This is a genomic window from Synechococcus sp. R6-7 (assembly GCF_047461695.1).
GTDB lineage: Bacteria > Cyanobacteriota > Cyanobacteriia > Thermostichales > Thermostichaceae > Thermostichus.
On the sequence record NZ_JANSHS010000063.1, the window covers coordinates 1 to 6,249 of the forward strand.

Sequence of the window (6,249 nt, forward strand, 5' to 3'; positions counted from 1 at the left end):
GCGGGGCTCCTGCGATTTCTAGCTGAAGAATTGCGGCGGGCTGCAAGTGACGCTTGCATTTACGGTGGAATACCGCTAGGCTTAATGTCAAGCGAGAGGATGTCGGCAGCGTTGCCTCTGCTCCTCTTCTTCCTATGTAGCCAAGTTCATCACAGCGGAGCACATAGCAAGTCACCGCTGGCTATGGCGGTGTCTTCAGGGGTTTGACTCCGTTTTCACGTTGGGCCGCTGTTATCCGGCGGCCTTAACTTGGGCTTTGTGTTTTGGCTCTTTCCTAGTCAGTCTAGTCTACTTCTTCTTCTGAGGTTTTGTGGGTTCATGACCATTTCTTTTTCTCGCCAATCGCTGAATCATCCCGCTCCGCTCAATCGGCCCGAGCCCCAAGAGTCCTTTCGGTTTGCTTGGGAACATGTGCTCTTCTTTGCCATCTTTCACGTGGTGGCTTTGGTGGGAGGCATTTTCTTCTTCTCCTGGCCCGCTCTGGGAGTAGCCCTATTTCTCCACTGGTGTTTCGGCAGCTTAGGCATCTGCTTGGGGTACCACCGCCTGCTCAGCCATCGTAGTTTCCAGGTGCCCAAGTGGCTGGAATATGTCTTCACGACTCTCGGTGCCCTGGCCGTTCAAGGGGGGCCGATCTTTTGGGTGGGCGGCCATCGTCAGCACCACGCCTTCACCGAAGATGAGGAGAAGGATCCCTATTCTGCTCGTAAGGGCTTTTGGTGGAGCCACATACTCTGGCTGATCTACCACCGCGAAGAATTTTTTAACCCTGAGAAGTATTTTGCCTTTGCGCCGGACTTGGCTCGGGATCCCTTCTACCGCTGGCTGGATAGGTATGCTCTGCTTTTGCAACTGCCGTTGGCTGCAATACTCTACCTGCTGGGGGGCTGGTCATTCGTCGTGTACGGTATCTTCGTGCGGACAGTGCTGCTGCTGCATTGTACCTGGTTGATCAACTCGGCCAGCCACTTCTGGGGTTACCGGACTTTCGAGAGCGACGACAATGCCCGTAACCTTTGGTGGGCGGCCATTCTAACCTATGGTGAAGGCTGGCACAACAACCATCATGCCGACCCGAAGTGCGTTAAGGCCGGTTTACGTTGGTGGGAGATCGACATGACCTACTGGGCCATTTGGCTGTTGGCGAGATTGGGCCTGGCTCGTAAGCTGCACCTGCCTGCCCAAGGCCAAGCTGCTCGCTGAACTGGTTTTTCCCAGACCTTGCAGAGGAATCATCCGGGGATCCCTATCCCTAGGGATCCCTTTTGGGTTGCAGAGAGAGCTAGTCTTCTAAGGGGCTATACTGCCACGCTCCATAGTGGTCAAGAATACGCTTAATTTGTTCTATGTCGGCATCGGGTTCTTGATGAATATGCAATGCCTCTATTTGGCTGTCTTGGTAGCGAAAGGTGGAGTTTTTTTTCCACTCCAGCTCCGTTTTCACCCCTGAAACACAAGCCAAATGGGCAGCCAATTCCCGATAAACCATCAGAGGCATGGAATCGTAGCGAACAGCGTAGCGTTTCAGCTTGGGGACGCTCACGTATGACAACCCAATCAACGTAGCTCAAAACAACTCAAGTATAGTCACTTCAAGTTAGATTAAGACGCTTCCTAACTACTCCGCGGTGTCGCCCAAATGCTCCGCATCACTTCCGCGAGCCCCCCAATCCCTCTCCCTAAGAGAGAGAAGAGCTAGGAAGCACTGCAACGGAACAGTTTCATTCCTCATTGAAATGACTATAACTTCTGGGCAATACAGTCACCAAAACCCCCCCGCTCAACACTCTTTGCTGGACACTTGACCGGCAAAATGGGATGGGACTAAGCAATTTTGTCATCGACCAAAGTGCAGCAGTTTACCTGATCCAGGCAAATCTTTCCCCATTGCAAGGCCCAGCGTACTAAGGCCACCCGATTTGCCGTTCGGGTCTTGCTCAAAATATTGCTGATGTGATTGTCAACGGTGCGCTTGCTGATCTCTAGGCGTTCCGCGATGTCCTGATTGGTCAGTCCTGCTGCAATCAACTCAATGACCTGCAGCTCCCGTTCGGACAACAAGTCTGCGGAATGATAGTCAGTACCCATTCCGAATGCCTGCTTAAGATGAACTGTAAAGATTACCTACCCCAATTCTAGGGGATCACCCCTGAGATGGATAGCCCTGCAGCAGGGAAATCTTGAGCGATTCTCGTCCAGACTCCGGCTGCGGGCCACTGACGCGAGCGTCTTCGGGCGGGTTTCACAAGGGATCCAGGTGCTTCCGGGGCAGTTCCACCTGAACCCACAGCCCACCGGTTTGCGGGTGATTGCGCAGTTGGATGGTGCCCCCGTGAACTTCGACAATTTGTCGCACAATTGCCAGCCCTAGGCCGGTTCCGCCTTTGCTGCGGGCCCGCGCAGTGTCGGTGCGGTAAAAGGGCTGAAAGACCAACTCAAATTGATCTTCTGGCAGGCCGGGGCCGTGGTCGTACACCTCTAACTGCACCTGGGATCCCTGCTCCGAAAGCACCACATGGATAGGAGAGTCGGGCTTGCCATACTTGACGGCGTTGTCCAAGAGATTGAGGATGAGGCGGTATAGGCGTTGCTCATCTCCCCAGAGGTAAATCTGGGACAATCCGCTCAGGTGCAGTTCCTGGTGTCGAGGCTTGGCCAACGGCTCTACACTTTGCCAGGCTTCCTGCACCAGACTTGCCAGATCCACCCAGCGCCACTGAGAGCGGGATGCGGCTCCCAAATTGAGGGCGCTGAGTTCGAGCAAGTCTTGAACCAAATGGCTCAGGCGCAGAGTTTCATTTAGCAATCGTTCCACCCAGACTGCTTGAGCGGCATCGACCCGGCTTTGTAAAGTTTCGGCCAGCAAGCGAATGGAGGTGAGGGGGGTTTTCAGCTCGTGAGCCACATCCGAAGCCCAGCGATCCCGCTGTTGGGCCAGCATTTTTGCTTCCAGCCGGTCTTCTAAAAAAATGGCCACGTGCGCTTGCGGCAGGAGCAACCCCCAAGCCCGCAGTGGAATCGGTTTGCCATCCCCACCGGAAGGGTAGAAAATCCATTCGCGACTTTGGACAGGAGCAGCGGTCTCCTGTCGGCGGGTAGCCTCGATGAGCTGATCCAACTCATAGGAGCGCACCCATTCCAGCAAGAGCTTGATGCCCGGCTGCCATTGGCTGATGCGCAGCAGGCGCTGGGCGGCAGGATTGCACTCCAGCACCACGTTGTTTTCGTCTACCCGCAGATATCCCCAAGGGAGCCGCTGACTCAGGTATTGCCAGTTTTGCAGTTGCTGTTTTTGGTTGGCCCAATCCAGATCTTGTTGGCGAAGATAACGGCTGAGCAAGCTGAGCATCTGTTCCAGGGAGTGGAGGGGCATGGCCAGATGCACCAGGGATCCCAACCGCTGCAATTCGCGTCTGAAACGGCGCCGAGTCTGCCACAGCAGGAGCAACGTGCAAAGCAAACCGATTCCCAACCCGATCAGGATCCCGGCTTCCAGTCCCATGTTCCCACCACCTTTGCTGCCATTGTCGCTCAGGGAAGCAAGAGTGGAGGCGAAAGCCCGGTTGCCGGCCTCTTATCGACGATGTACGAGGGTGGTACTGGCTTGGTCGGTGGGCACAAGCAAGATCTCGCTGATGTTCACGTGGGGGGGACGGGTTGCCGCAAACACCACCACTTCAGCCACATCCATCGCCGTCAAGGGGGTGAGGCCCTGATACACTGCTGCCGCACGGGCGCGATCCCCACGGAAGCGCACTTGGCTGAACTCGGTTTCCACCAGGCCCGGCTGAATCTCGGTGACGCGAATGGGGGTGCCCAGTAAATCCAGCTTCAGCCCCTCGGAGATGGCCCGCACGGCGGCCTTAGAAGCGCAATACACAGCGCCACCTGGGTAGGTCTGCCGACCGGCAATGGAGCCGATGTTCACCACATGGCCTCGACCTCGCTCCACCATGCCGGGCAAAACGGCGCGGGTAACATAGAGCAACCCCTTGAGGTTGGTATCGATCATCTCTTCCCAATCTTGCAAGGCCCCCATGTGGAGCTTGTCTAAGCCACGACTTAAACCGGCATTGTTGATCAAGATGTCGATGTCGGCCCACGGCGAGGGCAGAGATTGGAGCGCCTGCTGCACGGCTGTCCCATCCCGCACATCCAAAGCCAGCAGGTAGGAAGGAGTGCCGTAAGCCTGCTGCAATTCCCCAGCCAGTTCCTGCAGTCGATCCTGACGGCGGGCCACCAGAATCAGGCGGGCTCCAGAACGGGCAAAAAGGGTGGCACAAGCGGCCCCAATGCCGCTACTGGCTCCGGTGATGAGCACGATGGAGTTTTCAAGCATCATTTGCTAATTCAAATGCTGTGATTTCAGTTGGGTTGAGTCGGAGAAAAATGGACAGCCACCTTCAGCTTCCTCGTCAGTTCGAGGCTACAGCCATTCTAGAGTTCGAGCCACTTCCCCAGGGGGGAGCCTGGGATCCAGCAAACGAATCGTTTCTCTGCCGTTCGGTAGCGACCCTACCGCTCCCTGCAAGAGCCTAAAGAGAGCGCTCCAGCAGCTTGACGCAAGCATACAGAGTATCCAAATGGGGAGTGGGCACGCCCACTAAACGCCCCAGCTCGGTGATGGCTCCCACAATGGCCTCGATCTCCGTCCGTCGCCCCAGCTCAATATCCTGCAGCATCGAGGTGCGATGGGATCCCACGCGGGCTGCATCTTCTAGCCGCTCTTCCAAAGAGACCGGCAGCCGGATCCCCAGAGCTTGGGCCACAGCCTCAACTTCCTGCATCACCGACCGAACCAAAGCACGGGTGGGTGGGTATTGGGCAATTTCATCTTGAGCAGCCCGGGTGAGGGCGCTGATGGGATTGAAGGCGGCATTGCCCCACAGTTTCTGCCAGATCTCGGCCCGAATCTGCAAGGTGAGAGTGGTGGCAAGCTGCGCCTGTTCAAAGATGGCGGCCAAGGACTGCAGCCGTCCTGACAGGGATCCATCCGGCTCCCCCAGAATGTAGCGCCCACCCCCTGTGTGCAAGACCACTCCCGGCTCTGCCAACTGCACGGCAATGTACACCACACAGCCAATCACCCGCTCTATCGGCAAATGAGCAGCGATAACCCCTTCTGGATCCACGGAAGTCAGGGAATGCCCCTCAAACTCGCCCCCATGCCGGTAAAAGTACCACCAGGGGATACCATTCTGGGCGATCACAATGGGGGTGTCGGGGCCACACAGGGATCCCAGTCGAGGGGCAAGCTGCGGCAAGCTGTGGGCCTTGACCGTCACTATCAGCCAGTCCTGTGGGCCCAGGGCAGCCGGATCGTCGGTGGCTGTCAACCGCTCTACCCAGGTTTGGGAGGGATCCCCCTGCCGGATGAGCTTCAGACCTTGGGTGCGGATGGCCTGCAGGTGAGCTCCACGGGCCACGACACTGACGGGAAAGCCCGACCGAGCCAGGCATATGGCCAAGTGACTTCCCACCGCCCCGGCGCCAACAACACAAATCTTCATGGGCCTATCATCTTTTCGTCACCCACTTCACATCCAGGTGGCCAATTGACACGAGGCTGTGACAAGGGCCGAGCGGGATCGGGAGAAACCCCCGACAACTGAAGGGAGGGCTTTTGGAGAACCCTCACTCTGCCCCCCCTTGGGTCACCCTTAGGATCCCATATCCAAGTGCCACGCCCACCAGGGTCAGCACAATGCAGAGTCCAGCAATGGTGAAGATCTCGCCAGCCATAGATTCAGCTTCCTCGCAAATGGGATACATCGCCTTCTCAGGATATCGGATCCCAAGCCCTGGCCTTCACTCCAAGGGTGTAGCGGCCCAAACCCAACTCCTCGAAAAACAGTCGTTCTCCCAGACTTGATGAGATCCGGCTATCCGCCTCTATAATGAAAGCAATTTACAAGTCTTTACCGGCATAGGCTAAATTGTAATGCCTACAGCCGTAAAACTTGTCCGGTGGCTCTCAAATGCTCTGTTGGGCCTCGTGAGCCCTGGAAACGGTTCTCGATAGGGTCTTGGAGCGCTGGGAATTCTAACCCACTGGAAAGTTCCCAGGCAGTTCTCGCCAAAGAGCCGTTCAAAGAAACTGAGGCAAAAGACCCGAGGGTTGAGTCTTTATACCTAGGCTCCGCTCTTGCTTCGAAGAAGCAAACTTTGTAGTTTCATTAATGTCCTCATTCATTTAGACGTCTTTAAGGAGTAGTTCAGATGACCATAGCGGTAGGGCGCGTGCGTCAG

General features: G+C 56.3%; 7 protein-coding genes. 1 reads left to right on the forward strand and 6 read right to left on the reverse strand.

What is annotated here, in order from left to right; all coding sequences use genetic code 11:
- Positions 1-318: 318 nt before the first annotated feature.
- A complete protein-coding gene (locus NW815_RS02440; protein ID WP_414390424.1) occupies positions 319-1,203 on the forward strand; it encodes an acyl-CoA desaturase in 885 nt (294 codons plus the stop codon).
- A gap of 79 nt (positions 1,204-1,282) precedes the next feature.
- Here NW815_RS02440 and NW815_RS02445 read toward each other — a convergent pair whose 3' ends face one another.
- The 6 genes from NW815_RS02445 to NW815_RS02470 form a co-directional block, all read right to left on the reverse strand.
- Positions 1,283-1,543: a hypothetical protein gene (locus tag NW815_RS02445; protein WP_414343320.1), complete on the reverse strand. Its 261-nt coding sequence runs from the start codon at positions 1,541-1,543 to the stop codon at positions 1,283-1,285.
- Positions 1,544-1,824: 281 nt separating this feature from the next.
- On the reverse strand, positions 1,825-2,088 hold the full coding sequence (locus NW815_RS02450) for a helix-turn-helix domain-containing protein (protein WP_011432496.1): 264 nt from the start codon (positions 2,086-2,088) through the stop codon (positions 1,825-1,827).
- Positions 2,089-2,242: 154 nt separating this feature from the next.
- A complete protein-coding gene (locus tag NW815_RS02455) occupies positions 2,243-3,502 on the reverse strand; it encodes a sensor histidine kinase (RefSeq protein ID WP_414329134.1) in 1,260 nt (419 codons plus the stop codon).
- Between the two features lie 72 nt (positions 3,503-3,574).
- Positions 3,575-4,342, reverse strand: a complete 768-nt coding sequence (locus NW815_RS02460; protein WP_414389285.1) for an SDR family oxidoreductase — start codon at positions 4,340-4,342, stop codon at positions 3,575-3,577.
- Positions 4,343-4,535: 193 nt separating this feature from the next.
- On the reverse strand, positions 4,536-5,510 hold the full coding sequence (locus NW815_RS02465; protein WP_414389287.1) for a ketopantoate reductase family protein: 975 nt from the start codon (positions 5,508-5,510) through the stop codon (positions 4,536-4,538).
- A 124-nt stretch (positions 5,511-5,634) separates the two neighbouring features.
- Positions 5,635-5,742, reverse strand: coding sequence for a PetM family cytochrome b6-f complex subunit 7 (locus NW815_RS02470; RefSeq protein WP_414329137.1), 108 nt, complete (start codon positions 5,740-5,742; stop codon positions 5,635-5,637).
- Between the last annotated feature and the right edge of the window lie 507 nt (positions 5,743-6,249).